The sequence below is a fragment of the Flavonifractor sp. AGMB03687 genome, assembly GCF_017811815.1.
Taxonomy (GTDB): Bacteria; Bacillota; Clostridia; order Oscillospirales; family Oscillospiraceae; genus Flavonifractor.
Genome location: NZ_JADKZI010000004.1, coordinates 279208 through 304259, shown reverse-complemented (window position 1 = coordinate 304259; position 25052 = coordinate 279208). Strand labels below are relative to the sequence as shown.

Annotated in this window: 35 protein-coding genes; 21 read left to right on the top strand and 14 right to left on the bottom strand. The window is 55.9% G+C overall.

Annotation, left to right across the window (positions count from 1 at the left end; genetic code table 11):
* Window positions 1-96 precede the first annotated feature (96 nt).
* The 4 genes from J9789_RS10705 to J9789_RS10690 form a co-directional block, all read right to left on the bottom strand.
* Entirely contained in the window at window positions 97-1557 is a 1461-nt protein-coding gene (locus J9789_RS10705; protein ID WP_209345202.1) for a site-specific integrase, read from the bottom strand.
* Window positions 1521-2723 carry a site-specific integrase gene (locus tag J9789_RS10700; protein ID WP_209345200.1) on the bottom strand — a complete coding sequence of 401 codons (1203 nt, stop codon included), beginning with the start codon at window positions 2721-2723 and terminating at the stop codon, window positions 1521-1523. Before J9789_RS10700 ends, J9789_RS10705 begins: the two co-directional genes overlap by 37 nt.
* Window positions 2723-3034 carry a DUF6809 family protein gene (locus tag J9789_RS10695; RefSeq protein WP_209345197.1) on the bottom strand — a complete coding sequence of 104 codons (312 nt, stop codon included), beginning with the start codon at window positions 3032-3034 and terminating at the stop codon, window positions 2723-2725. The genes J9789_RS10700 and J9789_RS10695 overlap by 1 nt, the downstream gene beginning before the upstream one ends.
* Window positions 3035-3123: 89 nt before the next feature.
* Window positions 3124-3498, bottom strand: a complete 375-nt coding sequence (locus J9789_RS10690) for a CAP domain-containing protein (protein ID WP_209345195.1) — start codon at window positions 3496-3498, stop codon at window positions 3124-3126.
* Window positions 3499-3573: 75 nt separating this feature from the next.
* Between J9789_RS10690 and J9789_RS17415 the strand changes: the two genes are divergently transcribed.
* Complete coding sequence (locus tag J9789_RS17415; RefSeq protein WP_348633678.1) at window positions 3574-5316, top strand: FtsX-like permease family protein; 1743 nt, start codon at window positions 3574-3576, stop codon at window positions 5314-5316.
* 143 nt (window positions 5317-5459) lie between these two features.
* Here the strand turns inward: J9789_RS17415 and J9789_RS10680 are convergent, their stop codons facing one another.
* A complete protein-coding gene (locus J9789_RS10680) occupies window positions 5460-5840 on the bottom strand; it encodes a hypothetical protein (protein WP_209345193.1) in 381 nt (126 codons plus the stop codon).
* Window positions 5841-5977: 137 nt separating this feature from the next.
* Here J9789_RS10680 and J9789_RS10675 point away from each other — a divergent pair, with 137 nt between their 5' ends.
* The gene (locus J9789_RS10675) at window positions 5978-6586 is read left to right on the top strand and encodes an alpha/beta fold hydrolase (RefSeq protein ID WP_245185205.1); all 609 of its coding nucleotides are present in this window, start codon (window positions 5978-5980) and stop codon (window positions 6584-6586) included.
* A gap of 130 nt (window positions 6587-6716) precedes the next feature.
* Here J9789_RS10675 and J9789_RS10670 read toward each other — a convergent pair whose 3' ends face one another.
* On the bottom strand, window positions 6717-7583 hold the full coding sequence (locus tag J9789_RS10670) for a LysR family transcriptional regulator (protein WP_209345191.1): 867 nt from the start codon (window positions 7581-7583) through the stop codon (window positions 6717-6719).
* Between the two features lie 154 nt (window positions 7584-7737).
* Between J9789_RS10670 and J9789_RS10665 the strand changes: the two genes are divergently transcribed.
* The 8 genes from J9789_RS10665 to J9789_RS10635 all read left to right on the top strand — a co-directional run bounded on the left by J9789_RS10665 (window position 7738) and on the right by J9789_RS10635 (window position 13467).
* Window positions 7738-8214: a flavodoxin gene (locus J9789_RS10665; protein WP_209345189.1), complete on the top strand. Its 477-nt coding sequence runs from the start codon at window positions 7738-7740 to the stop codon at window positions 8212-8214.
* Window positions 8215-8404: 190 nt separating this feature from the next.
* Entirely contained in the window at window positions 8405-9313 is a 909-nt protein-coding gene (locus J9789_RS10660; protein WP_209345186.1) for a YafY family protein, read from the top strand.
* Between the two features lies 1 nt (window position 9314).
* Window positions 9315-9635, top strand: coding sequence for a TfoX/Sxy family protein (locus J9789_RS10655; protein ID WP_209345184.1), 321 nt, complete (start codon window positions 9315-9317; stop codon window positions 9633-9635).
* A 2-nt stretch (window positions 9636-9637) separates the two neighbouring features.
* Window positions 9638-10333, top strand: coding sequence for a GyrI-like domain-containing protein (locus tag J9789_RS10650; protein ID WP_209345182.1), 696 nt, complete (start codon window positions 9638-9640; stop codon window positions 10331-10333).
* Window positions 10334-10435: 102 nt separating this feature from the next.
* Window positions 10436-10795 (top strand): dihydropteridine reductase, encoded by a 360-nt coding sequence (locus J9789_RS10645; protein ID WP_209345180.1) that lies wholly within the window; start codon window positions 10436-10438, stop codon window positions 10793-10795.
* Between the two features lie 19 nt (window positions 10796-10814).
* Window positions 10815-11420 carry a TetR/AcrR family transcriptional regulator gene (locus J9789_RS10640; protein ID WP_209345178.1) on the top strand — a complete coding sequence of 202 codons (606 nt, stop codon included), beginning with the start codon at window positions 10815-10817 and terminating at the stop codon, window positions 11418-11420.
* A 204-nt stretch (window positions 11421-11624) separates the two neighbouring features.
* The gene (locus J9789_RS17075) at window positions 11625-12089 is read left to right on the top strand and encodes a cation-transporting P-type ATPase (RefSeq protein ID WP_245185204.1); all 465 of its coding nucleotides are present in this window, start codon (window positions 11625-11627) and stop codon (window positions 12087-12089) included.
* Window positions 12061-13467, top strand: a complete 1407-nt coding sequence (locus J9789_RS10635) for an HAD-IC family P-type ATPase (protein WP_348633673.1) — start codon at window positions 12061-12063, stop codon at window positions 13465-13467. Before J9789_RS17075 ends, J9789_RS10635 begins: the two co-directional genes overlap by 29 nt.
* Window positions 13468-13488: 21 nt before the next feature.
* On the opposite strand, the gene J9789_RS10630 is transcribed toward J9789_RS10635, so the two are convergent.
* Window positions 13489-14166, bottom strand: coding sequence for a TIGR00266 family protein (locus J9789_RS10630; RefSeq protein WP_209345176.1), 678 nt, complete (start codon window positions 14164-14166; stop codon window positions 13489-13491).
* A 290-nt stretch (window positions 14167-14456) separates the two neighbouring features.
* On the opposite strand from J9789_RS10630, the gene J9789_RS10625 reads away from it, so the two are divergent.
* Genes J9789_RS10625 through J9789_RS10595 form a run of 7 tightly spaced genes read left to right on the top strand, consistent with a single transcriptional unit; the run spans window position 14457 to window position 18012 of the window.
* Window positions 14457-14867 (top strand): peptide deformylase, encoded by a 411-nt coding sequence (locus J9789_RS10625; RefSeq protein WP_209345174.1) that lies wholly within the window; start codon window positions 14457-14459, stop codon window positions 14865-14867.
* Complete coding sequence (locus J9789_RS10620; protein ID WP_209345172.1) at window positions 14864-15178, top strand: TIGR04076 family protein; 315 nt, start codon at window positions 14864-14866, stop codon at window positions 15176-15178. Before J9789_RS10625 ends, J9789_RS10620 begins: the two co-directional genes overlap by 4 nt.
* A 13-nt stretch (window positions 15179-15191) precedes the next feature.
* A complete protein-coding gene (locus J9789_RS10615) occupies window positions 15192-15638 on the top strand; it encodes a flavodoxin family protein (protein ID WP_209345170.1) in 447 nt (148 codons plus the stop codon).
* A 9-nt stretch (window positions 15639-15647) separates the two neighbouring features.
* A complete protein-coding gene (locus J9789_RS10610; RefSeq protein ID WP_209345168.1) occupies window positions 15648-16289 on the top strand; it encodes a Vat family streptogramin A O-acetyltransferase in 642 nt (213 codons plus the stop codon).
* A gap of 14 nt (window positions 16290-16303) precedes the next feature.
* Window positions 16304-16762: a metallophosphoesterase family protein gene (locus tag J9789_RS10605; protein WP_209345166.1), complete on the top strand. Its 459-nt coding sequence runs from the start codon at window positions 16304-16306 to the stop codon at window positions 16760-16762.
* On the top strand, window positions 16762-17280 hold the full coding sequence (locus J9789_RS10600) for a hypothetical protein (protein WP_209345164.1): 519 nt from the start codon (window positions 16762-16764) through the stop codon (window positions 17278-17280). Before J9789_RS10605 ends, J9789_RS10600 begins: the two co-directional genes overlap by 1 nt.
* Window positions 17281-18012 carry a DUF5714 domain-containing protein gene (locus J9789_RS10595; protein WP_209345163.1) on the top strand — a complete coding sequence of 244 codons (732 nt, stop codon included), beginning with the start codon at window positions 17281-17283 and terminating at the stop codon, window positions 18010-18012. It abuts the gene before it with no gap.
* A 74-nt stretch (window positions 18013-18086) separates the two neighbouring features.
* Here J9789_RS10595 and J9789_RS10590 read toward each other — a convergent pair whose 3' ends face one another.
* The 7 genes from J9789_RS10590 to J9789_RS10565 all read right to left on the bottom strand — a co-directional run bounded on the left by J9789_RS10590 (window position 18087) and on the right by J9789_RS10565 (window position 22707).
* Window positions 18087-18437, bottom strand: a complete 351-nt coding sequence (locus tag J9789_RS10590; RefSeq protein ID WP_209345161.1) for a DUF2200 domain-containing protein — start codon at window positions 18435-18437, stop codon at window positions 18087-18089.
* 224 nt (window positions 18438-18661) lie between these two features.
* On the bottom strand, window positions 18662-19210 hold the full coding sequence (locus J9789_RS10585) for a TlpA disulfide reductase family protein (RefSeq protein WP_209345159.1): 549 nt from the start codon (window positions 19208-19210) through the stop codon (window positions 18662-18664).
* Window positions 19207-20070: a 4Fe-4S binding protein gene (locus tag J9789_RS10580; protein ID WP_209345157.1), complete on the bottom strand. Its 864-nt coding sequence runs from the start codon at window positions 20068-20070 to the stop codon at window positions 19207-19209. Before J9789_RS10580 ends, J9789_RS10585 begins: the two co-directional genes overlap by 4 nt.
* Window positions 20063-20200 (bottom strand): CD1871A family CXXC motif-containing protein, encoded by a 138-nt coding sequence (locus tag J9789_RS17310; RefSeq protein WP_280842682.1) that lies wholly within the window; start codon window positions 20198-20200, stop codon window positions 20063-20065. Before J9789_RS17310 ends, J9789_RS10580 begins: the two co-directional genes overlap by 8 nt.
* Complete coding sequence (locus J9789_RS10575; protein WP_209345155.1) at window positions 20197-20874, bottom strand: hypothetical protein; 678 nt, start codon at window positions 20872-20874, stop codon at window positions 20197-20199. The genes J9789_RS17310 and J9789_RS10575 overlap by 4 nt, the downstream gene beginning before the upstream one ends.
* Before the next feature lie 64 nt (window positions 20875-20938).
* Window positions 20939-22048, bottom strand: coding sequence for a HAMP domain-containing sensor histidine kinase (locus J9789_RS10570; protein ID WP_209345153.1), 1110 nt, complete (start codon window positions 22046-22048; stop codon window positions 20939-20941).
* Window positions 22042-22707: a response regulator transcription factor gene (locus tag J9789_RS10565; RefSeq protein WP_209345151.1), complete on the bottom strand. Its 666-nt coding sequence runs from the start codon at window positions 22705-22707 to the stop codon at window positions 22042-22044. The genes J9789_RS10570 and J9789_RS10565 overlap by 7 nt, the downstream gene beginning before the upstream one ends.
* 152 nt (window positions 22708-22859) lie before the next feature.
* Between J9789_RS10565 and J9789_RS10560 the strand changes: the two genes are divergently transcribed.
* The 4 genes from J9789_RS10560 to J9789_RS10545 all read left to right on the top strand — a co-directional run bounded on the left by J9789_RS10560 (window position 22860) and on the right by J9789_RS10545 (window position 25028).
* Window positions 22860-23417, top strand: coding sequence for a TetR/AcrR family transcriptional regulator (locus J9789_RS10560; protein ID WP_209345149.1), 558 nt, complete (start codon window positions 22860-22862; stop codon window positions 23415-23417).
* Window positions 23418-23486: 69 nt separating this feature from the next.
* The gene (locus J9789_RS10555) at window positions 23487-23927 is read left to right on the top strand and encodes a hypothetical protein (RefSeq protein ID WP_209345147.1); all 441 of its coding nucleotides are present in this window, start codon (window positions 23487-23489) and stop codon (window positions 23925-23927) included.
* Between the two features lie 14 nt (window positions 23928-23941).
* A complete protein-coding gene (locus J9789_RS10550) occupies window positions 23942-24607 on the top strand; it encodes a hypothetical protein (protein WP_209345145.1) in 666 nt (221 codons plus the stop codon).
* Window positions 24608-24620: 13 nt separating this feature from the next.
* Window positions 24621-25028 carry a DUF2871 domain-containing protein gene (locus J9789_RS10545; protein WP_209345143.1) on the top strand — a complete coding sequence of 136 codons (408 nt, stop codon included), beginning with the start codon at window positions 24621-24623 and terminating at the stop codon, window positions 25026-25028.
* Window positions 25029-25052: the final 24 nt, after the last annotated feature.

The following is a 25052-nucleotide window of genomic DNA, read 5'->3' as shown; positions in this document are numbered from 1 at the left end:
TACTGCCGGCCAGCGTAAAATAATCAACCACCGACATAGTACCGAGCAATCGGTGCCTATGTCGGTGATCCTTTTTACATCCACTTTTTTGCTTTCTTATCCGCTCTCTGGGGCTTCCCCTTGCGCTTTCTGCTTCTTCAGCTTTGCCAGCTCAGCTTTCATCTCCACAATCAGAAACTTGAGCTTCTCCTCGCACTCCTCACGGGTGTGTGCGTAGACATTACGGGAGTGCTTCTTGCCGTCGATCCACATGGGCGAGTAGCGCCCCTCCCACAGGTTTGGCCCTTTGGATGAGATACACCCGGTACCCGCCCTGCGTCGGCTCATGACGGGCTTGAAATCGGTCATCCTCGGCTTTTCCGGCGAGGCCGGGGCAGTTTCCTGCCCCGGCTCTGAACCGCCCTCTAGTGGCGCTGCTTTGCCGATTCCACGGTCGATGTTGGCGGCGGCTGTGTGCTGCATATCGTCGGTGATGTGGGTGTAGATGTCCAGCGTGGTCGCCGCCGACACATGGCCCAACATGGCGGAGAGAGTTTTCACATCCATACCGTTTTCTAAAGCCAGCGTCGCGAAGGTGTGCCTCAAGTCATGAAACCGCACCTGCTTGCACCCGGCGTGTTCCAGGATGAGTTGGAGCCGTTTGCGCACCACGCCGGGGGTGATCGGACGATCCTCCTTCACCGGAGACGGGAACATCCATCGGGAGTCCACCGTTTTCTTGTACTCCTTCAGCACCTCGACCACCGATGGCGGCAGTACGATTTTACGAATGGAGTTTTTCGTTTTCGGTTCGCTGAACTGGAGTTCTCCATTGACCTGATAGACCTGCTTGTTCACATTCAGCACACCCGTTTCGAAGTCCAGATCATCCCACTGGAGTGCCATGAGCTCGCCCCGGCGCAGGCCGGTAGCCAGGTCCAGGAGAAAGAGCTCGTAGTAGCCCTCAGCCTTAGCCTGAATGAGAAACCGCTGAAGCTCGTCCCGGTCCAGCACCTGCATCTCACGTGCTTTTTTGGGCGGGAGCTTACAGCCGATGGCCGGGTTAGTGCGGATGAGCCCTTCCTGCACCGCTTTCTCCAGTGCGGTGCGGCAGGTGGCATGACACATACGCACCATCCGGTCGGACAGTCCCTCGCCGAAGCGTTCCGTGAGGGTCTTCCGGCCATTCTTTTTGAGTCTTGCGTAAAACTGTTGGAGATCATTCTGCGTCAACTTGTTCAGCGGGATGTTACCGATCTCCGGGGCGATATGCAGACGGATGCGGCTCTCATAGCCTAACTGAGTGGTGGCGCGGATCTTGGGCTTAGCGTGGGTCTCATACCAATACTCCAGCCAGTCGCCGAACCGCATGTCTGGCTTCACCTTGTCGGATTTGATGCCGCCCAGTTCCTCTTTGAGCTTCTGAAGTTTCTCGGCGCACTCCCGTTTGGTTTTTGCGAGGACATTCTTCGTCTTGGGATAGCCCTTATCGTCGTAGCCGACGACATAGCGGCCCTCCCAACGTCCATCAGTACGTTGCCTTATGGTTCCGTCTCCGTTTTTTCGCTTTCTTGCCACGGTTTCAACTCCTTTCCGAACAAGTCTTCTATGAAGCCGCCCACGATGCCGCTGGCCTGCCGCTGCATATCCGAAGTCACATGGGTGTAAGTGTCCAGGGTAAAGGATGCATTGGTATGGCCCAGGATACCGGACAGGGTCTTGGCGTCCACGCCGCTGGCGAGGGCGTGGGTGGCGAAGGTGTGGCGCAGGTCATGGAACCGAATGTCAGGCAGGCCTGCCTGCTGGAGCAGCACTTTCAGCCGGCGGTAGGCCGAGTCAGGATTCGCCGGCAACTCCGGGCTGGTGGGGTGGGGGAAGATCCACTGGCTGATGGCTCGTTTCTTTCTCTGCCGCAGGAGTTCGACGATGCTCTGAGGCAGGATGATGGTGCGGGTACCCTTGCTGGTCTTGGTGTCGCCCAGAGCGAACACGCCCATCTTTTTGCTGTGGAGGGTGCGGCACACTTTCAGCGTGCCTTTCTTTTCGTCAAAGTCCTTCCACATGAGGCCACAGATCTCGCCCCGACGCAGGCCGGTCATGAGCTCAGTGTAGAAGAACTCGTACCAGACTTCGTCCTGTCGGATGGCCTCCATGAAGGTGTCCAGCTCCTGCTCGTTCAGGATGCGCTTGGGCTTGTAGTTTGGTCTGGGGGCGGTCGGCCCCTCAGTTGGATTCTTCGCAATAATATGCGCCTGCACCGCGTCCTTCATGGCACCGTGGAGCATGGTGTGGATGTGATTAACGGTGGCATCGGAAAGCTCGTATCCATCTTCGGAATGCTCATGGATACGCCCCTCTTTTTTCAGCCGACGGTACATGCGCTGGATGTCCTGACTGGTGATGAGAGACATCTGTTTGTGGCCGAGCTGGGGTTTGATGTAGCAGTCGACAAACTGACGGTAGCTCTTCATGGTGCTGGGACGGATAGTGCCTTCCTTATACTCCTCCAGCCAGATATCCAGCCATTCGCCCAGCGTCATGCGGCTGTCCTCGGTCAGCTCCACATCCTGGTAACGCTCGATGCTCTGGTGGAGCTTGTCCGTCAGTTCCTTTTGGGTATTTGCGTAGTCGTGATGAAAGATGGGGTCGCCGTTTTTCTTGTGGCCCACCACGATGCGGCCCTCCCAGCGACCATCGTCGCGTTTGCGCACCATGCCGTCACCGGACGGTCTGCGCTTTGCCATTAGTCATCCCTCCTTAAGTCTGCAAGCTGCCCCATCCTGCGCTCTTCTTCCTCGGCGAAGGAGTAGGGCGGCTCTATGTTCAATTCACCGATAATACCCCACGCCAGACGGAAGCCTGCCGTAAAGCTGGCGAGGGAAATTTCGTCCCGCAACTCCGCTTCCAGATCCACCAGCTTCAGCAGCCTGCGCCGCTCATCCTTGGGCTTATCCTCAGTCAACTCCTGGTGGAGCACATTAAGTTCCTGCCGCAGTTCCGGGAAGTCCGGTTCTTTGAAGAATTGCCGCTGCAGCCCTCTCATGTATTCGTACATCAAATCGCCTCCTCGTCAGCGACACACCATACCGCAATTTCGAAGCAATAGCTATGTGTCGGGGCAAGTGTTATCAGAAAGTTATCAATTCACGCGTAGGGGGTGTACGTTCCGGGCTTGCCCACGAACATATAACAGAATGCTCTGCCGTTGCTCACGGTGATGCCGACACCGACAGTATCGCAATCCGGGTCGGTCATTGTTTCCAGGTGGCCGGGAGACTTGCTCCAGTTTGCCACCGCCTTTTCGGGAATTTTTTCCGGGTCTGTGACAGTGAACACCGTCAGATTGGAACCGAAGCCATGAGGGTATCCGGACGCTGCCACGGTTTCACATTCTACCCGGTTATGGTGCGAGGTGAACATCTGTGCGGAGCAGTCCTGCGCGGCATCCATCAGAGCTTGGTCGACTGCCAATGTCGCTGCGCCGTGCTCTCTGCGTACCTGATTGATGAGCCGCACCATCTCCTGGCGGAGTTCCTGATTGGTGGGTGAGACGGATGTTTCTTGTAAAGGTGCCGTGCCGGTGTAGCGGGAGACATTCGCTTCTACGGGCGGCTGAAAACCATCGGCACCACGTCCCGGCAGCTCCGGCGGATTATCCGCACCCAGGCGCTGCTACTCTCCCTCATTGGCATCCCTGTGGGGCTGCTGTTGGGCTGGCTGCTGGGCGGCGTGCTCACCCCGGTCATTACTGCTCGACTCAATGGCGTGACTACCGTGGTCTCTGTCAGTCCTCTTCTCTTTGTAGGTTCGGCCCTTTTTGCCCTGGTGACGGTGCTCATCTCCTGCCGCCGCCCCGGCCGCCTGGCAGGAAAAGTCTCTCCGGTGGAGGCGGTGCGCTATACCGAGGGCAAGGCGCTGAAGCGGAGGGGCAAGCGAAGCGGCAGAGGCGTGTCCCTGTTGTCCATGGCCTGGGCCAACCTGGGCCGCAGCCGTGGGAAGACCTTCCTCACCGTGCTGTCCCTGACTCTGGCCGTGGTGCTGCTGACTGCAACGGTGACCTTCACAAGTGGTTTTGACATAGACAAATATGTGTCCAACTTCACCGCCAGCGACTTTATCCTGGCCGATGCGGGCCAGTTCCAGACGGGCGGGGAGAGCTTCAGCGACGAGATGGGAGTGCCGGAGGAGGTCATCGACGCCGTGGACGCCCAGGGCGGCATCACCGGGAGCGGCCGCGTGTACGGCAAGACCGCTCCGGCGCTGGAGTTCGTCACTGAGGAATACTATCGCTCTATGTGGGGACGCTGGAACACCCAGGAGCAGCTGGACAGTATGGTAGCATTCAAGGACCGCACTGAGGACGGCCTGCTGGCGGATCGGGTACAGCTCTACGGCATGGAGCCGTTCACCCTGGACTATCTGACGGTGTTGGAAGGGGATATCTCCAAGCTCAATGACCCGGACGGAAACTATGTTGCCGCCGTGTACAGTACCGATGACTACGGTAACCCGGAGATGAGCAGCCATTGGGCCCGGCTGGGGGATACGGTGACCATCCGCTATGTGGAGGAGTTTGAATACTATAATCCAAACACCGGCGAGGTTTATGGTTCCTTGGAGAATGTGCCCGAAGGCGCCGCTTACGCCGAGCGGGCGATCAAGTACCGGGATGTGGAGTACACTGTGGCCGCCCTGGTAACGGTGCCATCTGCCCTGAGCTACCGCTATTACGGTGCTGATGAGTTTGTCATGGGGGCGGAGACCTTTCTACGGGATACGGAAACCGACTCCGTCATGTACTATGCCTTCGACACCTCAGATGAGGCCAACGCCGCCATGGAGGCCTTCCTTCAGGACTACACGGAGAACATCAATCCTCAGTTCGACTATGAGAGCAAGGCTACCTATGCTGAGGAATTTGAGAGCACCCGAAGCATGTTTCTCCTGCTGGGGAGCGCCCTCAGCTTCATCGTCGGGCTGGTAGGCGTACTGAATTTCTTCAACGCCATCCTCACAGGCATCACCGCCCGCCGCCGGGAACTGGCAGTGCTCCAGTCCATCGGCATGACGGCCCGGCAGCTGCGGACCATGCTGGCCCTGGAGGGACTGCTCTATACCGTAGGCGCGGCCCTTTTGGCCCTGGTGCTGATCGTGGTCACGGCCCCCTTCGTAGGTCCCGCCCTCAACGGACTGATTTGGTTTTTTACCTATCACTTTACCGTCTGGCCCATCGCTGTGGTGCTGCCGCTGTTCGGGGCCCTGGGCGTCCTCATCCCACTGCTCAGCTGCCGCGCTGCCCAGCATTTTTCCGTGGTAGAGCGCCTGCGGCAGGAATAAAATACAGAGCCCTAAAGAGGGACAATACCCCAAACCCAAACATGAAAAGAGCCCTTCTGAACAGGCTGCGGCAGTGATACCGTGCCTGGTCAAGAAGGGCTCTTTGACCACATGTAAGACCACAGACAGCGGAGGTGCATCCATCACAAATCACTTTCTTTGCAGAGCTGTAATTCCAGTTGCACTTTGGGCTGGCCGATGTACTGACGGGACTCCTGAAGGCGCTGCTCCATGGTGAGGATATCCTTCTGAATCTGTCGGCGGCTTTTTGCCTGGTTCATCTGTAAATAGAGATGGTACCGATATTGTAAGGTTTCTGCCTTAGGCGGAAACGTAATGACTTCATCCCCAATCTGGTTGCCTTCCAGCTCATTCCGGCAGATCTCGTCATCCATGACTGCCATATAGAGTGCATAGCGGGTGAATTCCTTGAGGGGCATCCGAATCATCCAGTACCGGTAGACGGCAGAGCCAACTGTGGCAGCCATGCATCCAAGAACCGCAATTTTGTGAGTTTTCTTCATATCCTTTTATCCTCCGATGTATTCTGTATGCAGCAGAATCCAAGCTGCTGCCAAGTCCCGGCGTTGACAGGCCAGGGCACTGACGGTATGATAGGGCCAGCCATGACACAAGCGGCAAACAATGAGGTGATCAAAGCATGAAATCAAAGCAAATGTTCCGGCACAAAAAGTGGCTTATCGCTGGTGGCGTTGTTCTTCTGGTGCTGGTCATTCTGGCCGGAGCGTTTTTCTGGTATGTGTCCGATTACTACCGGGCGGAAGATGTAGCGCTGGAGGTGTTGGCCCAAGACAACGGCATTACGGTCCAAGACAATCTGACCATCCTATCTCCCACGTATCCCACCGATACCGCCATTATTTTCTATCCCGGCGCCAAGGTGGAGGCAGAAGCCTACCTGCCTCTGCTGGATCAGGTCCGGCAACTCGGCGTCACCTGCATCTTGGTACATATGCCGTTCCATATGGCGATATTTGATGCCAATGCGGCGGAAGATGTCATCGCCCAGTTCCCTGAGTTCCAGCACTGGTATATGGCCGGACACTCCATGGGCGGCGCTATGGCGTCCAAGTTTGCTGCGGACCATCCGGATCAGGTAGATGGACTCATTTTGATGGGCGCCTACATCTACGGCGATTATCCCGATGAAAAGACCTTGACTATCTACGGTTCCCTCAACCAGAGTGTGGAGGACCACATCGACTACACGGAGAACATTGTGGAGATCGAAGGGGGCAACCACGCCTAGTTCGGCAATTATGGTCCCCAGAAGGGGGATCTTCCGGCTGCCATCTCGGCCCAGGAGCAGCAGGCACAGACGGTGGACGCCATTGAAGCCTTCCTAGCAAAGGCAGAAGGAGACTGAATCCAAAAAGAATTTACACGACCTGGCTGATGTGCCGGTGAAAGGCCTCAACCACCGGGGTCAGTGCCTGATCCTTTTTCCAGACCAGTACCGTCCCCGTCTCCATAGCCGGAGAAAGGGGGAGAAACCGGAGATCATCAAAGGCCAGGTTCAAGTCAAAGCCCAGCGCCGCGCCCACGCCGCAGCGCACCATATTGGCGGCGTTGAGGATCAAATTGAAGGTGGCGGCGATCTGCAGACGATCCCAGCTGTCCCCAAACCAACTGGCCAGCTCCTGCTGTACGCGCTCTCGACCGCTGACCAGCAGCGGGATCGATTCTAAATCCTGGGGCGTGACCGCATCCAGTTCTGCCAGGGGTGAATCTGTCCGCACCAGCACGCCCCAGCGGTCCTTCTCCTGCATCCGGCAGAAGGCGTATTTGCCCACATCCACCGGCTCTGTCAGCAGCCCCATGTCCAGAAGCCCCGTATCCAGCCGCTCCTTTACATCATCGGCGTTGGCGCTGAAGATTCGGAAGACGACCTTGGGGTAGCGCTCCCGGAAGGTGCGGATGGCCTGGGATAGGGAGGTCATGCTCCGGGTTTCGCCCGCGCCGATGGCGATCTCGCCCATCAATTCCGTATCCCGGGCGGCGAATTCCCGGGCGGTTTTATCCGCCAGGTCCACCAGCTCCTGAGCCCGGCGGCGCAGCAGCATCCCTTTGTCGGTCAGGACAATATGGTAGCGGCTGCGGTGAAAGAGCTGAACCCCCAACTCCTCCTCAAGCTGCATCAGCTGCCGGGACAGGGTGGGCTGGGTCAGATGGAGCAGGGCAGCAGCCTTGGTGATATTCTCCTCCCGGGCTACCGCCAGAAAATAGCGCAAAACACGAAGTTCCATAGGAATCCCTCCTTCTTTCATCCTATCATGGCTGTCCCATGCCTGCAAGATAAATATGCTTTCTTGGAATAACTGTAAATAGGAAATGAGTATTTTACATTTTTAAATATCAGGTCTACAATAGAAGAAAGAAGTGCGTAAGGAGGTTATTCACATGAACGCATTGGTTGCTTATTTTTCTGCTACCGGTACTACTGCCAAGGCGGCAAAGGCTCTGGCAAACGCCGTGGGCGGGGAGCTTTATGAGATCAAACCCGCGGTGCCCTACACCAGCGCCGACCTGAACTGGATGGACAAGGGCTCCCGCTCCAGTGTGGAGATGAAGGATCCCCACTCCCGACCTGCTCTGGCTGACACCGACGCCCCAGTGGCGGGACACGATGTGATCTTGCTGGGCTTCCCCGTGTGGTGGTATGTGGCCCCCACCATCCTCAACACCTTCCTGGAGGCCTATGACTTCACCGGAAAGACCATTGTCCTCTTTGCCACCTCCGGCGGCAGCGGCCTGGGCAAGTCGGCGGCCGGGCTTCAGGCCAGCGCCCCTGGTGCCAAGATCGTGGATGGCCGGATGCTCAATGGCCGCCTGAACGAAGCGGAGCTGAAGGCCTGGGCAGAAGGACTCAAACTGTAATACATCCCGAATTTAAAAAAGTGGAGTGTCCCAACGGACACTCCACTTTTTGATCGTTTTCCAGGTTTCAATCTCCGCCGCCCCTATTGTACTTAAGCGTCGGAAAAAGAGCAAGGCAAAAAGAAACAGGACAGACAGTTGTCCGGTTCCCGTGCTATAATACAGAGAAAAGAGGGAAGGGGAGTCCTGTATGAAGATGGAGCGGCTCATCGGCATTCTGTCCATCCTGCTCCAGCGGGAGAAGGTCACCGCCCCGGAGCTGGCAGAGCAGTTCGAAGTGTCCCGCCGTACTATCCAGCGGGACATTGAGTCCCTGTGCCGAGCGGGTGTTCCCATCTCCACTGCCCAGGGTGCGGGGGGCGGCATCTCCATCATGGAGGGCTACCGGGTGGACCGGACGGTGCTCACTGCTCCGGAGATGCAGGCCATCCTAGCGGGGCTGCGCAGCCTGGACAGCGTCAGCGGTACCCGGCGCTATGTGCAGCTGATGGAGAAGCTGTCTGCCGGGACGAGTGAACTAGTGCCCGGCGGCGCCCACATGCTCATTGACCTCTCCTCCTGGTACAAGACCAGCCTGCCGCCGAAGATCGAACTCATCCAAGGGGCCATCGAGCAACACCATACCATCTGTTTCACCTATTTCTCTCCCAAAGAGGAAACGGTGCGCACCGTGGAGCCCTGTTATCTGGTGTTCCACTGGTCCACCTGGTATGTGTGGGGCTGGTGCCGGATGCGGAAAGATTTCCGGCTCTTTAAGCTCAACCGCATGACTGCGCTCACCACCGGCGAGCCCTTTGCCCCTCGCCGCGCACCTCTGCCCAACCTGGAGCCTGAGCTGGTCTTTCCCGTAAAATATCAGGTCACGGTTCTCTTTGATCCCACCTGCCGCTGGCGGCTGGTAGAGGAGTACGGCGCGGACCGTTTCACCGTGCAGTCAGACGGCAAGCTTCGCTTTACCGGTGGCTTTCCAGACGCGTACAGCGCGCTCAGCTGGGTTCTGGCCTTTGGAGACAAGGCGGAGCTGCTGGAACCACAAGAATTGCGGGAGCAGCTTGGAGCGTTGACCGAAACATTGGCCAACCGTTACAGGAGGAAGTGATATGGCATCTCATAAGGACTTTGTGGACTATGTGGTTGAGCAGCTGCGGGAGGCCGGAGCCATCCGCAGCCGGAAGATGTTCGGCGAATACGGCCTCTACTGCGACGATGTGTTCTTCGCCGTCATCTGCGACGACCAGTTTTTTGTGAAGGTCACCCCGCAGGGCGAAGCGGCGTTTCCCGGCCTGCCCAAGGCCCCGCCCTATGAGGGGGCCAAGGATTATATCTGGGTGGAGGATGTGGACGACCGGGACACCATGACCGCCCTCACCCGCCTCACCTGTCTGGCCCTTCAGGAGCAGCCCCAAAAACGGAGGAAATGACGATGGACTTTGACTACAAAAAAGAGTACAAGGAATTCTATCTGCCGCCCAGGACCCCGGGTATCGTCACTGTGCCCGCCATGAATTTCCTGGCCGTGCGGGGGTATGGCGATCCCAATGAGGAGAATGGTGCCTATAAGCAGGCTCTGGAACTGCTCTATGCTGTAGCATATACCATTAAAATGAGCAAACTGGGTAAGCGCCAGCTGGAGGGCTACTTTGACTATGTGGTGCCGCCTCTGGAGGGCCTGTGGTGGCAGGAGGGTGTCCACGGGGTGGACTACGCCCATAAGAAAGATTTTCAGTGGATCTCCCTTATCCGTCTGCCGGAGTTTGTGACAAGGGAAGCCTTCGACTGGGCCATCCGGGAGGCCACGGAAAAGAAACAGAAAGACTTCTCTGCAGTGGAGTTCTTCCACTGGGAGGAGGGACTGTGCGTCCAGTGTATGCACATCGGCCCCTATGACGACGAGCCCGCCACCGTGGCAGCCATGGAGGGTTATGCTGAGGCCCAGGGCTATAAGGAGAACTTTGGGGAAGACCGATTCCACCATGAGATCTATTTGAGTGATGTGCGGCGGTGCAAACCGGAGCGGCTGAAAACTGTCATCCGGCACCCAATCAGGAGGGTACTAATCTGCGTTGCTTGCGGCAATCGTTGGCGTCTGTTTGACGAAGAAGAGGGTATAAAAGTTTGAAATCAGCACAAAAGGCGAACGGTGTCGTTCTCTTTTGGGCCGGCATCCTCTATGATCATATCAGCAGCTGCAAAAACTCGATCATAAGAGGAGAATATCACCATGAATACGGATAAAATTTTTGCGGAAGCCATCGCCAATGAGTACGCGCCCAAGGATACCTCCAAGGTTGTTGCTCTGAGAAAGCTGGATTGGAAAGCAAAGCGCTCGGCAACCATCTTTGCCTATGGTTTCGGTATTGGAATGGCTCTGGTCCTCGGTTTGGGGATGTGCCTTTCCATGCAGGTGATCGGAGGGGGCGGCATCCTGCTGATAGGCGGCGGGATTCTCCTGGGCATTCTGGGCATCGTCGGCGTTGGCTTGAACTATCCCATCTACAGAAAGCTCCTGCGGTCCGGCAAGGAAAAGTATGCCTTTGAGATCATGCAGCTGGCCCGGGAGATCAGCGAGTCGGCAGAATAAACGGAGAGGAGGGCGGCAGATGAACAAGTCCGAAAGCAAATACTTCAATACCGCCCTGCGGATGGACGAGGCGCTCCTGGCTCTGCTGGAAGAGAAAGATCTGGACTATATCACGGTGAAAGAGATCTGTCACCAGGCAGGTGTGAACCGATCCACCTTCTACCTGCACTATGAGACCATTGCCGATCTGGTAAACGAGACTTTGGAGATGGTCAACCAGCGTTTTCTCTCTTATTTTCCCCAGCAGGAGGAAGTAGTCCTGGCGAACATGAGCAGCCGGGAGCGGGAAGAATTGGTGCTGGTCACCCGGGAATACCTGCTGCCCTATCTCCGCTTCATCCGGGATAACAAAAAGGTCTATCGGGCGGCATTTCGGAACCCAGGCAGCATGCAGGCCCATACGCGATATGGGGAACTGAAGCAGCGTATTCTTGGCCCCATTCTGGAGCGGTTTGAGATTCCTGCTGCCCACCATCCCTATTACATGGCCTACTATGTGGAGGGGATCATCGCGATTGTGAAGGAGTGGCTGCGGCAGGATTGTACGGATGAGGTGGAGATGATTGCCGATATCATTGAGTCCTGCGTGGGGTACGGAGACGGAAGAAGGCCGTGCGGCAAATAAACATAAAGCCTCCCATGCTGTGTTGTTTTCAAGAAAACAACACAGCATGGGAGGCTTGTCTTTTTAATCGTATCACGGGAAGTAAAAAGTGTGACAATGGTTTCTTGAAAAAGATCTGCGGGAAGCAAGAAAAAAGCAAGGATTTCATTCCCCGCAGCAGGGCGATTCTATGGTATGATAGAAAAACCCTGCGGAGGTGAGGCAATGAAAGCAAATCCCATCGCCCATCGGCGTGTCCTGGATTACGCATACGTGGACATTGACACGCTGTTCCGGGATTTTCATATTTCCGGCCAAGGCTACAGCCAGGAACAGGTGGAGGAAAGCCGTACCCGGTACGGAAAAAACAGCCTGTCCGGCCGGGCTTCCGATACGGTGTTTTATCGCCTGAGACGGGCTTTTCTCAACCCCTTCACCATCATTTTATTCGTGTTGGCTTGCATTTCCTTCTTAACCGATGTAGTGTTGGCCTCCAATTTCAGCCGCAACATCACCACAGTCGTTATCATTTTAGGGATGCTGCTGATCAGCGGCGCGGTACGCTTCACCCAGGAGCTGCGGGCAAAGCGTGTGGCAGACCGTCTGACGGGGATGATCGCATCCACCGTGCTGGTGCGCAGGGGGGGGAGCGTGGGTCAGGGTGGCCTCCACCGAGCTAGTGGTGGGTGATCTGGTGCGTCTGTCCGCGGGGGACCGCGTCCCAGCGGATATTCGACTGACTGTGGCCAAGGATCTGTTCGTTTCCCAATCGGTCATCACCGGTGAGAGCGAAATTTTGGAGAAAAACGCCGGCACGCTTTCCCGGGGACAGGCCCGATCCTACGCCGAGTACCGCAACCTTGTGTTTATGGGCTCCGCCCTCACCGGCGGCAGCGGGGAAGGGGTGGTGCTGGCGGTGGGTGAGGACACCGTTTACGGCGGCTTTACGGCGGCGGAATCCTCCCGGAAAAATGGCTTTGACCAGGGCGCCAATTCCATTGCGTGGGTGCTTATTCGCTTTATGGCGGTTCTGGTGCCGGTGGTTTTGATCGCCTGCGGCCTGACCAAGGGCGATTGGGTTTCCGCATTCCTGTTCGCGTTGTCGGTTGCCGTGGGCCTGACCCCTGAAATGCTCCCAATGGTCATCAACGCCTGTCTGGCCAAGGGCAGCGCGGCCATGGGGAAGAAGCAGACAGTGGTGAAAAACATCAACGCCATGCAGGGCTTTGGCAGCATGGACATCCTGTGCGTGGACAAGACCGGCACCCTGACCGGAGATCAGATCACGCTGGAATATTACATGGATATCCTGGGCAATGAGAGCCAAAAGGTTCTGGATCTCGCCTACTTGAACAGCCTCTATCACACCGGGGTGAAAAATCACCTGGACGATGCCCTTCTGCAGTGCCGGGAGATGCCGGGCCGTCAGGGCTACTTTCTGGAATTGGCCGCTCAACATCCCAAGCTGGACGAGCTGCCCTTTGACTATGAGCGCAGATTTGCCAGCGTTCTGGTGGAGAAGGAGGAAGAAAACCTGCTCATCATCAAGGGCAGCATTGACGAAGTGTGCGGCCGGTGCGGCAGTGTGGAATACAAGGGACAGCGCCAGGCCATCTCCGGCGACGGAATGGAAAGTGTCCGCGCCATTGTGGACGAGATGCTGGAAGACGGGATGAAAGTGCTGGCGGTGGCCTACAAGCCCCTGAATCAGGCGACGTTGTCGCCGGAAGATGAGCATGATTTCATCCTGCTGGGCTACCTGGCCTTTTTTGACGCGCCCAAAGAGAGCGCCGCTGGGGCCATCCAAAAGCTCCATATGAAGATCTTCCGTGACCTCATCTATGTGATGCAGGGCATGATGAAGGCCGACCATAAGTTCTATAAGGCCCACGGCATCTACGATTTCCCACAGAAGCAGAAGAAGCGTATTTTGCAGATGAAGCTGGTGGGCGCCATGCTGGCCGTTCCGTCCATCCAGAAGAAGATGAAGGGGCAGATGAACCAGTACATCATCGGGCCGTATCAAAAGGTCGTAGAGCAGGCAAAGAAACAAGCAGGTCCCCGCTGAGGGGACCTGCTTGTTTCTTAATCAACCGTTTCCGGTGGACATAAAGGGACGGATGGAGGCCGCCACATTGCAGATGGGCATGGTCTGGAGCCAAACGCGGCCTGGTCCGGTCAGAACGGTGTTGAACAGGCCCTCACCGCCCAGCAGCTTGTTCTTCAGGCCGGGTACCTGCTGGATATCCATCTGGACGCCCGGCTCAAAGCCAGCCACATTTCCGGTATCCACAACGAGCCGCTGACCGGCGGCCAATTCGTACTCCACCAGTTCGCCATCGATCTCCACGAAGGCAATTCCGCGGCCGGACAGCCGCTGCATAATGAAGCCCTCGCCGCCGAAGAAGCCAGACCCTAGCTTTTTGCTGAAGTGAATGGAGAGCTCCACGCCGGCTTCCGCCGCCAGGAAAGCGCTCTTCTGTACGATCATTTCCTGCCCGGGCCCGATGGTGAGTGCCTTGATTTGCCCGGGGAAGCTGGAGCCAAAGGTGATCATACCATCGCCCTGGGCGGTGTAAATATTCTGGAACATGCTCTCTCCGGAGAAAGCCTTGGAAAACATCTTGCCCAGGCCGCCGCCCCGCGTGTCCATTTTCATGTTGGGACTCATCCAGACCATAGAGCCCTTTTCCGTGATCATCTGTTCGCCGCTGTTCAGTTGGCACACAACAACCGGGAACGAGCCGCCTTTTACTTCATACCGCATATCTTTCCCTCCATAAATAAAGGTTTGATGGGGTTGCATGGTCGTCCAACCTAAGATGCCCGCCTTTGGAATGGGCAGGATCTTTTGTATGATTTTATTCTACAGGAATGTAACATGGAAATAAAGGTATGCATTGGTAAATTATCGTGGTTTATTTCTATCAAAGGAGAAAATAAATCTTGTGTTTCTGTGTGGTGTAAGAGATATTGGAATCCGCTTCCATGCTGTGCTATAATTCCTGAAGTGAGGTTCGATACCATACGCAAGAATAATATCAGGAGAAACCTACCATGATTCGAGAGATCTGCAAAGACGAGACGTTTCTGGCCCAAAAGGCGGAACTGGCCACGCCGGATGATATCCAGGTGGCTGCCGACCTGCTGGAGACCCTGGAGCATCATAAAGCCGGCTGTGTGGGCATGGCCGCCAACATGATCGGCGTGAACAAGCGCATCATTGCTTTCGACAACGAGGGCGCCTACATGGTCATGTTCAACCCGGAGATCATCAAAAAATCCGAGCCCTACGACGCGGAGGAAGGCTGTCTCTCCCTCACCGGTATCCGTCCGGCCAAGCGGTGGAAGTCCATCAAGGTGCGTTGGCAGAATGAGAAGTTCCAGGAGCGGCTGAAGACTTTCACCGGCTGGACGGCTCAGATCATTCAGCACGAGATCGACCACTGTGAGGGTATTATCATATGAAAAAGTGTAAGATCACCGTCATGCGTATTACCCAATATGAGGATCTGATGGCCCAGTATGAGAATCCCATTTCTCACGCCTGTGACATGGAGGTGGGACAGGTTTTTATCGCCAACGGCTGGGAAAAGCCGGAGTGCTTCTGTCAGAGCGCCTGGGATACCCTTTCGCCCTTTGTGCTGGCCCTGAGCCACGGGGGAGAGAACTTTTATGACGGCTGGATGAAGAATCCCAAGTCCGCCATGCTCTCCTGCAACGACGGGTTCCGTCCGGTGAGCTTTCTGGTAGAAGCCCTGGATGAGGATGCCCAGTAAGGAGGAAGGACCGATGAAAACCGCGATTTGCTACTACTCCCGCCACCACGGCAATACCCGCAAAGTTCTGGAGGCCATGGCAGGGGAGGGGGAAGTAGACCTCATTGATGTGACCACCCGTCAGACGGTCCGGCTGGAGGAATATGACTGCATCGGATTTGCCTCCGGCATCTATTTTGGGAAATTTCAAACCAGTGTACTCCAGTTTGCTCAGCAGTATCTGCCGGAGAGAAAGAACGTATTTTTTGTTTCCACTTATGGGATGCTTAGCCCTGGCTATACCAAGACCATCAAGCAAATCGCGGAAGAAAAACACTGTTTGGTGCTGGGCGAATTTGGCTGTAAAGGGTTTGATACCTACGGCCCCTTCAAGCTGGTGGGCGGCATTGCCAAGGGGCACCCGGATGCCCAGGACCTGGAGAAGGCCCGTATGTTCTACCAAGAAATCCAAGCTCAATAAGGAGGTCGTATGATGTTTGGTCCCAATCCGAATGCGATTCACCCCAACGAGAATATCCCCAGCGTCTGCTATATCAAAAATGTGATTACCCGGCCCAATATTGAGGTGGGAGACTACACCTATTATGACGATGCGGCTACCGGTGGGGAGGACTTTGAGGCCCATGTGACCCACCATTATGCGTTTATCGGGGACAAGCTGATCATTGGAAAGTTCTGCGCCATCGGCAAGGGCGTGGAGTTTGTGATGAATGGGGCCAACCACCGCATGGCCTCCGTTACCACCTATCCCTTTAATATCTTCGCCCACGGTTGGGAGAAGTGTACGCCCACTCTGGAGGAACTGCCCTTCAAGGGAAATACCGTGGTGGGCAACGATGTGTGGATCGGTCAGAATGTCACCATCCTGCCCGGCGTTCATATTGGTGACGGCGCTGTCATCGGTGCCAATTCTGTGGTGGCTGGAGATATTCCGCCGTACGCCATTGCGGCGGGCAATCCCTGCCGCGTGATCCGTCCTCGCTTTGACCGGGAGCTGATAGATTATCTGCTGGAACTCCGCTGGTGGGACTGGGAGCCTGAACAGATTTTCCGCAATCTGGAGACCTTGTGCAGCGGTGACTTAACGCAGATCCGCCGCATCCAGTTATAATGGGAGGAACCCATATGAAACTTGCCATTCTCTCCGACACCCACGGCCTGCTGCGGCCTGAGGTGGTGGAGCATCTGAAAACCGCCGACGCTATTCTCCATGGCGGCGATATCAACAAGCAGAGCATCGTGGACCAGCTGCAGCAGTATGCGCCCCTCTATATCGTCCGGGGCAACAACGACAAGGAGTGGGCGGAAGCCATTCCCCACGACCTTACCGTTACCCTGGGCGGCGTGACCTTTGCCATGGTCCACAACAAAAAGGAACTTCCTCCAGCGCTTGACGGGGTGGATGCGGTGGTGTTCGGCCATTCCCACAAGTACGTGCAGGAGGAAAAGGACGGCATTTTATGGCTCAACCCCGGCTCCTGTGGTCCCCGGCGGTTCCACCAAGAGATCACCATGATGATGGCAGAAGTGGGGGAGGGGAAGATCCGGGTGGAGAAGGTCACCATCCCCCACGAGGTGAAGTGATGGAGCTGGGGCTGACCTTTCCTCTCCAGCGTTTCTTGAAGGTGAAAACACCGGACTACGGCATGGAGGCGGACCGGCGCTTCTGCTGGGACCTCCATGGCATCGACCTGCGGGGACGCAAGTGCCTGCTGGCGGTCCACTGTTACAGCCGGTATACCTTTGTCCGCTTTGATGTAACGCCCTTCCAGTGGACAGACCTTCCCGGCCTGTTCCGGGAAGGCCTTCTGGACAGCCTGATTGCCGCCGGGTTTGCCGGAACGCAAGTGGAGGACTATTGGGAGCAAGCGGGCGGTATCGAAATCACCCGCACCCATGGCCGCCGGGAGGTGGCCTTCCTCAACCGGGCCTGGGAGGACGTGCTGGCCCTGGACCTGTGTCTGGACACGGCCAGCCAGGCCCAGCCGCTGCTGGATCATGCGGTCAATACCCGCCCCAGCCGCTGTGTGGGCTTTAAGGGGCTTGGGACAGGACTGGAACGGATGGCCGCTATGCTGAATCAATGGGGAGGATCCTGTTAGATGGAAGAATGCCTGATCTGCAAGGCGCGCCTGGAGTATCTGACCCAGGATGAAGTTATGGAGTGCGCGATCTGCCATAAAAAGGAGACCAGCAAGACCCACTGCGTGAACGGCCACTATGTGTGCAGCGACTGCCACACTCAGGGCATGGACAGCATATTCGGTCTGTGCCTCTCGGAGACCTCCACCGACCCTGTGGCCATTGTCCGCCAGATGATGGACCTGCCTTTCTGTCATATGCACGGCCCGGAACACCATGTGATGGTGGGGGCGGCGCTACTTACTGCTTATAAAAATGCCGGAGGCAACCTGGATCTGGAGAAAGCCCTCCGGGAGATCTACAACCGAGGCAAGGCCATTCCCGGCGGAGCCTGCGGCTTTTGGGGTGCCTGCGGGGCGGGGATCAGCGCGGGGCAATTCCTGGCCATTGTCACCCAGTCCACGCCCCTGGCCAAGGAGCCCTGGGGCCTGAGCAACCAGATGACCGCCCGTGCCCTGGACAGCATCGGCAAGGCAGGCGGCCCCCGGTGCTGCAAGCGGGATTCCTTCCTGGCCATTCTGGCTGCCATCGACTTTACCCGGGAGCATCTGGGGGTGGAGATGAAACGGACCGTCCCGGTCTGCTCCTACAGCAGCCAAAATAACCAGTGCATTGGGAAAAAGTGCCCCTTCTCTGCGTCCGGAAGGCAGCAGCATTCCGCGGTCAGACCGCTTAAATTGAGGCAGCTTTGAATGTAAAACAGCCCGGAGTTTCCAACAGGAAACTCCGGGCTGTTTTGGCTTTGTGAGTATGAACGATGGGGGGGTCAGGCCCTCAAAATCCGTTCCATAGCTTTGCCCTTGGCCAGCTCGTCCACGAGCTTGTCCAGATAGCGGATCTCCCGCATCAGCGGGTCCTCAATGGTCTCCACCTGGATGCCGCACACCTTGCCGGTGATCAAAAAGCGGTTGGGATTCATGGCGGGGGCATTGCGGAAAAAGTCGCCATAGGTGGTGTCAGACTGCTCCAAATGGGCAAGGTCCTCTGCGGCGTATCCGGTGAGCCAGGTGGTCACCTGATCCACCTCTTCCCGGGTACGACCCTTTTTCTCAGCCTTGCTTACCAGCAGCGGATACAGTTTTGCGAAGGGCATCTGTGTTACATCGGTACGGGGCATGGGGCTACCTCCTTGTCAGATATCCACATGGTAGGTTCCGTCGATCCTGTGTTCCACAACATTGGTGTACCCATTGACGTCCTGGTAGTGACTGCGAATGTACGATTTGCTCATGATCAGACAACGGAAGCGGTGAGATCCCTTCAACGGGTACCACAATTCGTAGCCTTATCATAGCACGGGCAGCGCCATCTGACAATCAGGCAGCTGATTGCGAAGAATTGTTATGCTTCCGTATTCCCCAGCGCCAGATCGATCCGGGCCTGCAGGCTGTCCATCTGAGCCTTCACATTGCCCACCATAGGAGCACCGATGATGTTTCCATCACGGCCCACCACGTAAGTGGTGGGGTAGCCCGTAATTTCGGAAACAAAATCCTTATAGAAGGCCTGTTCCGGATCGGGAGAAATATTCTGGTAGGTTACGCCCTTTTCCTGCAAAATGCTGCGGGCAAGCGCCAGCTGCTCCTCGTCTTCACCGGAATCGGCCCCTACGCCGATCAGATTGATATTCTGCTTCTGGAACTGCTGGTACAGCTCCTCCAGCTCCGGCATTTCCGCGATGCAGGTTCCGCATCCGTTGTTCCAGAAGTTGACGATGGTAACGTCATAGTCGGCAAAGATTTCGTTAGTGATGTTGTTTCCGTCCATGTCGGTTTCCGAAAATTCGGGGAAGGGCGTTTTGGATACCAAATCCTGCTTCTGGGCACCGCAGCCCGCCAGAAAAACGATGCTGAGGGCAAGCGTCAGAAACAGACAAATGAATTTTTTCATTTGCTAATTGCCTTCTTTCTGTCAGATTTTAAAGAAAAGGTTTTTGCGATCGCCTGGTGAGGGCAGGTGCGGATACAGTCGCCGCACCGGATGCACTCCGCGTGATTCGGCGTACGGAATACGTCCACATCCATTTTGCAGACCTTGCTGCACACGCCGCAGGCGGTGCATTTATCCCCGTCAATGTGAAAGCGGTAAAGGGAGATTTGATTGAACAGAGCATAAAAGGCGCCAAACGGGCAGATCCATTTGCAAAATGGGCGATAGAAAAATACGGAGAGCACCACGATTCCCAGCAGGATACAGCTTTTCCGGGTAAACAGATCCCCGAGGCTGGCCCGGATACTCCCATTGGCCAGGGACAAGGGGATACCCCCCTCCAGGATGCCGGCGGGGCAGATATATTTGCAGAAAAACGGGTCGCCCAATCCCACCTCATTTACAATGGTCAGCGGCAATACGATCACAAAGCACACCAGGATGACATATTTGAGATAGGTCAGGATGTGCAGCTTTTTCGTGCTGAATTTTTTGGTAGGGATTTTGTGGAGCAATTCCTGGAACCACCCAAAGGGACAGAGAAAACCGCACACCACACGCCCCAGCAGAACGCCTATCAGGATCAGGAATCCCACGATGTAGTAGGCAAAGTGAAACTTAGAGGAGCCGATCACGGCCTGCAGAGATCCAATGGGGCAGGAGGCTGCCGCCGCCGGGCAGGAATAGCAGTTCAAGCCGGGGACACAGAGAATTTTGGAACTTCCCTTATGAATTTTCCCTCGAAAAAAGTTCAGAAGAAAGGGGTTGGAAGCGAGGGTTGCTGCCAGCTGGAATTTCCAGCGGTGTTTGTTCTTAGCCAATGCCCACACACTCCAAACACAAATTGATCCCCTTGCTTAAAACGGTGTCCGCCTCGCCCCGCAGGATGCCGAAAGCCATCATCACAAGGGAAGCCGCCAGGGAAAACAGCGGTGCTTTTCGCAGACTCATCCCATCACCGCCATCCCGCCGTTGCTGCCGGTATTCCCATTGGCTATTTCCTTCTGGGTCTCCACAAAGCTGGCTGCGGAGTCGCCCAGCTTATCGGCCTCGACAGCGGAGAACCAGGCAGAATAGAAGGAGGTATTGACGCACCAGGAGGCGGAATTGGGCAGGCCCTCGATCATCTCTTTGTGATGTTCAGTGGCGGCCTTCAGGGAATCGTTGTAGTGGATTACGGTAAAAGGCGCCTGATCAAACATCTCATTTCCGGTTTCGCCCTTGGTGCAGACCAGGATCTCCGCGCCCTGCTCCTTCACCGCCTCATAACCGTCTACCAGCGCCTGATAGAATGCCTTTGCGTCCGCATCTGCCGGGTCAAGGAAGGCAAACAGGGTGACATTTCCCATATCTTCGTGGGTAAATTCCTCCCCGGAAAGCGTCGTGGTCGTGAACGCACCAATGGCCCCGGCTTCGGTCTTGTTGCTGGCCGGAACGCTTTTCTCTTCCTCATACGCATCCGCCCATTCCTGGGTGACCCAACCGTTATCTACCGCGTCCTCCATGGTCAGGGTTCCGTTTTCCAGGGCCTGCTTGACCTCATCCAGGCTGGGCTTCTGACTGCCGCAGGCCGCCAGAGAGAGGGTACAGGCTGCTGCGACTAAAATGGCTGCAAATCGTTTCATAAAAAGAACTCCTTCTGCTGTTTTATTGCAGAAGGAGTATAGCATAGTCCATATAAAGCTGCTGTTAAGACGGAAAAACGATCTCAAAGATACTGCCGCTGGGATGATTGGGCCGGACGGAAATTTGTGCGTGGTGCCGCTCCAGAATCTTTTTGCATACCGCAAGTCCCAGGCCGCTTCCGCCCACCGCGCGGCTTCTGGATTTGTCAACCCGGAAGAAGGGTTCAAAAATGCTGCGCCGGAAGGCCTCCGGAATGCCTTCTCCCTGGTCGGCTACCTGCACCCGCACAGAGCCCGTCTCTTGTTTGGCTGAAAGGGTGACCTGTGTATGGGATGGACTGTACTCCACTGCATTTTCCAGCAGATTATAAAAGACCCGCTCCAGCAGACGGTCCTGCCCCAATACATAGCAGTCCGTGGGCTCAATCTGAATCTCTATTTCTTTTTCATCCGCTAAGCCGGAAAGTTCCTCGGCAATGTCACAGAACAGGGGAAAGAGGGGCACCGGCTCGGTTTTGTCCAGAGGCAGGTCCTGGCTGAAGCAAAGCAGATCTTCAATCAGTCTGGATAGGCGCTCCAGCTGTCGGCTCATGGCGTGGATCATGTCCCTGGTTTCCGGGTTTTCGGTTTGAGACAGGGAAAAGACGTCCAGTTTTGCCTGCATGATGGTAAGAGGGGTCCGCAGCTCATGGGCAGCATTGGCGGAAAACTCTTTTTGCAGCAGAAACGAATGCTGCAGATCGGCCATCATCTGGTTAAAGGATACCGTCAGCTGCCGGATCTCATCCGCACTTTGGGGGAGGGCAATGGGCTCCCCCAGGTTTTCTACGTTACGTCTCTGCACTTCACTGGATAAATCGCGGATGGGTTTTAAGACATACCCGGCGGCGAAGTAGGTAGCTACACTTCCAACCAGAATAATCAAAACCGTGGCTACTACAGTCTTCTGCTGAAAAACATGATAGTAGAGTTCATTGGCAGGCTCAGTGGGTGCGGCAGGCTCCAAATCCAGGATGGGAGTGGAAGTGCCCCCCATGGACGGCATAACCGTGACAGCTTCGATCATGTGAGCGGCCGACACATTGGAGAGCAGTGTTAATGTGACACAGGAGACCAGCAGAAACAAACTGGCCACCAGAGTAAACCGAATCCGCAGCGGGATTTTTTTCAGCATAACAGATAGCCCTCCCCGATTCTAGTTTGGATGGGGTCGTGCCCCAAAGCACCCTTCAGTTTTTTGCGCAATGCGGACAGATGTACCCGCACAGAGTTGCTGAACGGATCGGCGTCACCGTTCCAGACGTGTTCAATCAACTCCTGTTGGGTAATCAAACGGCCCTGATTCAAAAGGAAATACTCCAGAATAGAGCATTCCTTCGTCGTAAGAGCAACGGGCAGGCCGTTTACTTCCACGGTACGATTCAGGGTGTTCAGTGAAAGAGCCTCATAGGTCAGACAGTTGGATTGCTGAACAAATTTACGATTTAACAGGACCCGGATTCGAGCCTCCAGCTCCGCAAAGTGAAACGGTTTTGTCAGATAATCGCTGGCCCCCAATTCAAAGCCGGACAGTTTGCTGTCCAGTTCGGAATTGGCCGACAAAATCAAAACCTTTGTCTGAGGGCGTTCCTGCCGCAGTTCCTTCAAAAGAGAGAACCCGTCCATGCCGGGCAAATTCAAATCCAATACGATCAGGTCATAGGCCTCGTCAATGGCCATTTGACAGCCCAGGGTACCGTTGTCCGCCTGATCCACCGCATAGCCCTTCAACGTCAGGCCCTTGGCGATGTCCTGCAGGAGTTCCCGCTCATCCTCAACAATTAAAATCCGCATCGAAGTTGGTCCCCTTTGCTTCTAAGTCTCTCCATTATAGCAATTCCTCCGGATCTGTCTACCCCTGTTAAAACGCAATATGCCGGAAAACAGCACTTGACAAGTGAGCATAATGCTTTATAATGAACGATGTTCATATTGGGGGTGATTGGATGAATACCGTGGTCACATCAAAAGAGGAGATCCTGAAGGCCAGCCGGGAGCTGATCCAGCGGGAGGGCTGGTCGGCTGTCAATATCCGCTCGGTGGCGGCGGCCTGCGGGGTGTCTGTTGGCTCCATCTATAACTACTTCAATTCCAAGGCTGCCCTCATCGGCGCCGCGGTGGAAAGCGTCTGGTGTGAGATCTTCCACCGGCCGGAGGATGGAGCGGTGTTTCAGGACACCCAGGCCTGTCTTACCTGGCTGTATGGACGGATGGAGTACGGCTGCAAACAGTATCCTGGATTCTTTAGTCTCCACTCTCTGGGCTTCATGGGAGAGGACAAGGCGGACGGGAGAGAGAAGATGCAGCAGACCTGGCAGCACATTCTGGAGGGGCTGTGCGCCGTTCTGCGGCGGGACACCAAGGTGCGGCCTGACGCCTTCAACGACCAATTTACCGCGGAGAAATTTGCGGATCTTCTGTTCTCCCTGATGTTGTCCGCCCTGCTGCGGCAGGACTATGACCCCTCGGCGGTGCTGGAGATCGTCCGCAGGACCCTCTATTAAAATTCCCACACCATTGTGGGAATTTTATATCCCTGAAATTGAACATTGTTCATCAAAAGGAGGCAGATGATGAAAGTAAAACGAAATACCCTGCTGCTTCTGGCCTGTCTGGTGTGGAGCGCTGCGGGGTTCAATATCCTCCGCATTGGGCTGATGGCCTATCCGGCCTATGTGACGGTGCTGAATGTTCTGCTGTCTGTGCTGGTGTTTGCCGTGTTCCAGTATTTTATCTTTGGAAAACTGGTCAAGAAGCACACCACCAGAATCCATTCTTATCTGGAAGAGCGGCATTTCTTCCTGAAATTCTTTGATAAGAAAGCCTTTGCCATCATGGCGGTTATGATGACCGGCGGCATCGGCCTGCGGGCGAGCGGGCTTGCCCCGGAGCGGTTTATCGCCGTCTTCTACACCGGCCTGGGTGCCGCCCTTCTGCTGGCCGGGCTGCTGTTTGGCAGAAACTTTGGTAGGGCGGTCCTTGCAGTGGGCGCGGCCAAAAACAATATGGAGTAAAAGGAGCATAAACCATGCAGGCAATTATGGAAACGCTGTTTGACGCGGTCTATCTGTTCTCGGTCATTACCATCGGGGTCCTGATGATCCGGGGCAGCAAGGGAAACGGACAGTTCCGTCTGTTCGGTGTTATGGCGGTGGTGCTGGGTGCGGGCGACGCCTTCCATCTGATCCCCCGGGCCTATGCCCTGTGTACCACAGGCCTGGAACATTACACCGTTGCCCTGGGACTGGGAAAGTGGATCACCTCGGTCACCATGACCATTTTCTACGTGCTGCTCTACTATGTGTGGCGGAAGCGGTACGGTATCAGAGGCCAGGGCGGGCTTACTGCCGCGGTATATCTTCTGGCCGGTCTGCGGATTGTTCTGTGCATGCTGCCGCAGAATCAGTGGTTCAGCGATAACGCGCCCCTCTCCTGGGGGATCTACCGCAACATCCCCTTTGCTCTGCTGGGCCTGCTGGTGATCGTGCTCTTTTACCGCAGCGCCAGAAAACAGGGGGACCAGGCGTTCCGCTGGATGTGGCTGACCATTGTATTGAGCTTTGGTTTTTACATCCCGGTGGTACTGTGGGCGGATACCATCCCCATGATCGGGATGCTGATGATCCCCAAGACCTGCGCCTATGTGTGGACGGTACTCATCGGATATTTTGCCATGAAAAAAGAATGCAGATAAAGGAGAAAAAGCTATGAAACGTTATGTAAATACCGCGCTGCTATATGCCATCCTGGCCATGGTGGGCGGCGTGTTTTATCGGGAGTTTACCAAATTCAACGGCTTTACCGCCAAGACCACCCTCTCCGTGGTGCATACCCACTATTTCCTGCTGGGTATGGTGTTCTTCCTTCTGCTGCTTGTGCTGGAGAAGAACTTTTCCTTCGCCGGCCCCAAGACCGGGCGGGTGTTGGTCCTCTATCATGTGGGCCTAAACCTGACCGCCGCGATGCTGGTGGTGCGGGGTGTGTTCCAGGTGCTGGGTACCGCGCTCTCCTCCGACATGAGCGCAGCGATCTCCGGCATGGCTGGGATCGGCCATATCCTGCTGGGCATCAGCCTGGTCCTGCTGCTGGTCCAGATCAAGCGCAGCGTAAAGTAACGAAAAGGGTGGTACTGCAACGCG

Coding starts and splice junctions, on each gene's coding strand:
- J9789_RS10700 (WP_209345200.1), bottom strand. CDS start 2,723: ATGGCAAAGCGCAGACCGTCCGGTGACGGCATGGTGCGCAAACGCGAC.
- J9789_RS10695 (WP_209345197.1), bottom strand. CDS start 3,034: ATGTACGAATACATGAGAGGGCTGCAGCGGCAATTCTTCAAAGAACCG.
- J9789_RS10690 (WP_209345195.1), bottom strand. CDS start 3,498: ATGGTGCGGCTCATCAATCAGGTACGCAGAGAGCACGGCGCAGCGACA.
- J9789_RS10680 (WP_209345193.1), bottom strand. CDS start 5,840: ATGAAGAAAACTCACAAAATTGCGGTTCTTGGATGCATGGCTGCCACA.
- J9789_RS10675 (WP_245185205.1), top strand. CDS start 5,978: ATGAAATCAAAGCAAATGTTCCGGCACAAAAAGTGGCTTATCGCTGGT.
- J9789_RS10670 (WP_209345191.1), bottom strand. CDS start 7,583: ATGGAACTTCGTGTTTTGCGCTATTTTCTGGCGGTAGCCCGGGAGGAG.
- J9789_RS10665 (WP_209345189.1), top strand. CDS start 7,738: ATGAACGCATTGGTTGCTTATTTTTCTGCTACCGGTACTACTGCCAAG.
- J9789_RS10660 (WP_209345186.1), top strand. CDS start 8,405: ATGAAGATGGAGCGGCTCATCGGCATTCTGTCCATCCTGCTCCAGCGG.
- J9789_RS10655 (WP_209345184.1), top strand. CDS start 9,315: ATGGCATCTCATAAGGACTTTGTGGACTATGTGGTTGAGCAGCTGCGG.
- J9789_RS10650 (WP_209345182.1), top strand. CDS start 9,638: ATGGACTTTGACTACAAAAAAGAGTACAAGGAATTCTATCTGCCGCCC.
- J9789_RS10645 (WP_209345180.1), top strand. CDS start 10,436: ATGAATACGGATAAAATTTTTGCGGAAGCCATCGCCAATGAGTACGCG.
- J9789_RS10640 (WP_209345178.1), top strand. CDS start 10,815: ATGAACAAGTCCGAAAGCAAATACTTCAATACCGCCCTGCGGATGGAC.
- J9789_RS17075 (WP_245185204.1), top strand. CDS start 11,625: ATGAAAGCAAATCCCATCGCCCATCGGCGTGTCCTGGATTACGCATAC.
- J9789_RS10630 (WP_209345176.1), bottom strand. CDS start 14,166: ATGCGGTATGAAGTAAAAGGCGGCTCGTTCCCGGTTGTTGTGTGCCAA.
- J9789_RS10625 (WP_209345174.1), top strand. CDS start 14,457: ATGATTCGAGAGATCTGCAAAGACGAGACGTTTCTGGCCCAAAAGGCG.
- J9789_RS10620 (WP_209345172.1), top strand. CDS start 14,864: ATGAAAAAGTGTAAGATCACCGTCATGCGTATTACCCAATATGAGGAT.
- J9789_RS10615 (WP_209345170.1), top strand. CDS start 15,192: ATGAAAACCGCGATTTGCTACTACTCCCGCCACCACGGCAATACCCGC.
- J9789_RS10610 (WP_209345168.1), top strand. CDS start 15,648: ATGATGTTTGGTCCCAATCCGAATGCGATTCACCCCAACGAGAATATC.
- J9789_RS10605 (WP_209345166.1), top strand. CDS start 16,304: ATGAAACTTGCCATTCTCTCCGACACCCACGGCCTGCTGCGGCCTGAG.
- J9789_RS10600 (WP_209345164.1), top strand. CDS start 16,762: ATGGAGCTGGGGCTGACCTTTCCTCTCCAGCGTTTCTTGAAGGTGAAA.
- J9789_RS10595 (WP_209345163.1), top strand. CDS start 17,281: ATGGAAGAATGCCTGATCTGCAAGGCGCGCCTGGAGTATCTGACCCAG.
- J9789_RS10590 (WP_209345161.1), bottom strand. CDS start 18,437: ATGCCCCGTACCGATGTAACACAGATGCCCTTCGCAAAACTGTATCCG.
- J9789_RS10585 (WP_209345159.1), bottom strand. CDS start 19,210: ATGAAAAAATTCATTTGTCTGTTTCTGACGCTTGCCCTCAGCATCGTT.
- J9789_RS17310 (WP_280842682.1), bottom strand. CDS start 20,200: ATGAGTCTGCGAAAAGCACCGCTGTTTTCCCTGGCGGCTTCCCTTGTG.
- J9789_RS10575 (WP_209345155.1), bottom strand. CDS start 20,874: ATGAAACGATTTGCAGCCATTTTAGTCGCAGCAGCCTGTACCCTCTCT.
- J9789_RS10570 (WP_209345153.1), bottom strand. CDS start 22,048: ATGCTGAAAAAAATCCCGCTGCGGATTCGGTTTACTCTGGTGGCCAGT.
- J9789_RS10565 (WP_209345151.1), bottom strand. CDS start 22,707: ATGCGGATTTTAATTGTTGAGGATGAGCGGGAACTCCTGCAGGACATC.
- J9789_RS10560 (WP_209345149.1), top strand. CDS start 22,860: ATGAATACCGTGGTCACATCAAAAGAGGAGATCCTGAAGGCCAGCCGG.
- J9789_RS10555 (WP_209345147.1), top strand. CDS start 23,487: ATGAAAGTAAAACGAAATACCCTGCTGCTTCTGGCCTGTCTGGTGTGG.
- J9789_RS10550 (WP_209345145.1), top strand. CDS start 23,942: ATGCAGGCAATTATGGAAACGCTGTTTGACGCGGTCTATCTGTTCTCG.
- J9789_RS10545 (WP_209345143.1), top strand. CDS start 24,621: ATGAAACGTTATGTAAATACCGCGCTGCTATATGCCATCCTGGCCATG.